General features: G+C 66.5%; 2 protein-coding genes. One reads left to right on the top strand and one right to left on the bottom strand.

The genetic code is table 11. The features are described from left to right. Window positions 1–16 precede the first annotated feature (16 nt). Window positions 17–1,168 (bottom strand): calcium:cation antiporter, encoded by a 1,152-nt coding sequence (locus ACNPM4_RS02305; RefSeq protein ID WP_372467801.1) that lies wholly within the window; start codon window positions 1,166–1,168, stop codon window positions 17–19. Between the two features lie 196 nt (window positions 1,169–1,364). On the opposite strand from ACNPM4_RS02305, the gene ACNPM4_RS02300 reads away from it, so the two are divergent. Continuing rightward, a complete protein-coding gene (locus ACNPM4_RS02300; RefSeq protein WP_017829963.1) occupies window positions 1,365–1,499 on the top strand; it encodes a hypothetical protein in 135 nt (44 codons plus the stop codon). Window positions 1,500–1,527: the final 28 nt, after the last annotated feature.

Here is a 1,527-nt window from a genome sequence, read left to right as displayed (position 1 = left end):
TGCCCCGCCGCACGCCTCAGCTGAAGAGGACGATCACGTAGACCGCGAACGTCACCAGGTGCGCGGCGCCGTGCATCGCGGTCACCCGCTTCGCCGCGAACGTCGTGACGGAGAGCAGCAGCGTGACGCCGAGCATCAGCAGATTCGCCGGAGACTCCGCCAGGACGACCGTCTGACCGGTGAGCATCCCGATGATGAGAACCGCGGGGATGGTGAGGCCCACCGTCGACACCAGTGCTCCGTGGCACAGATTGTTGACGCGCTGGGCCTCACCGCCGAGTGCTGCCCGCACCGCCGTGATGGACTCCGGCAGGAACACGATGCCGGCGATGAGCACGCCGGCGAGGGCGACCGGAGCGCCGAGCCGGCCCAGACCGTCGTCGAGCAGCGCCGCCATGTCGTGCGACAGGAGCACGATCGGGATGACGGTGACCACCAGGAGCCCGAGGCGCACGAGGACCTCCGTGCGATGCTCGGCCAGCACCTGCCGGATCCCGCCGGCGTTTTCCGCCTTCTCCTGACGCTCGGCGCTCTGCAGCAGCCGGGGATCGACCTCGGTGAAGTCGCTCGCCTGTGCGCCCATCTGCCGGTAGAGGAAGAACGCGTAGAGCACGAGGGTGAGCACGATGATGGGGATCTCCTGCCCCGTCGTGTACGAACCGTCCGCGCCGATCAGGGCAGGGAGTCCGAACGCGAGGGCGACCAGCACCACCAGCATCGACAGGTAGGCCGAGGTGCCGGTGCGGTTGTGGGCCATGCCGCGGTGGCGGAGCCCGCCGAGGAGGAGTGCCAGACCGATCACGAGGTTCATGATGATCATCGCGACGGCCATGACCGAGTCGCGGGCGATGGTCGCATGCTCGCCCGGTCCGAGCATGACGGCCGAGATCAGGATGACCTCGATCAGCACGATCGAGAGCGTCAGGACCAGGGATCCGTAGGGGTCGCCGAGTCGATGTGCGAGGGCCTCGGCCTGTTTCACCACGCCGAATGCGCAGACGAGGATCACGGCGATGATCCCGAGGAGAGCGATCACGAGGACAGGTCCCGGCACAGGCGGCGCCAGCACCGGGTGGAGGAGGAGGAGAGCCGCGAAAGCGCCCCATCCGAGGGCGACTCGGACGATATCCGTGACGCCGATCAACTGCTTAAGCTCCGTGCGTGACATCGCCGGACTCCTTCGAGTTGGGGCCGTCCCCGACTGATGACCACGAGCGGGTCGTCCCGGTCGCAGCGTTGTGTCAACGCACTTTCTGACTCCACAAGCTTAGCAAAAATTTCCCGATCAGGAGGAAATTTGACTTCCGCTGGGCGCTGGCTATGGTCGGAGGTTACGCCAGCCACCGAAGGGGAAGCGAGTAACCATGTCCGGAAAGTCCATCCAGGGTCGCGACAGCAAGAAGGCGCCACAGCTCTCGCTCAAGGAGAAGCGAGCTGCGAAGCGGGAGAAGAACGCACCAGCCGAGTTCATCAAGCCCCGCAAGGGCGCGAAGGGCTGACGGGGATCCGGCCCGGCCGGCGGCGCAT

Source organism: Microbacterium umsixpiens (assembly GCF_053543675.1).
Note: the sequence above shows the minus strand (reverse complement) of the source record. Positions and strands in the feature narration are given on the sequence as shown.

Bases quoted from the DNA above. Each gene is read 5' to 3' on its own strand.
- ACNPM4_RS02300 (WP_017829963.1), top strand. From the start codon at position 1,365: ATGTCCGGAAAGTCCATCCAGGGTCGCGACAGCAAGAAGGCGCCACAG.
- ACNPM4_RS02305 (WP_372467801.1), bottom strand. From the start codon at position 1,168: ATGTCACGCACGGAGCTTAAGCAGTTGATCGGCGTCACGGATATCGTC.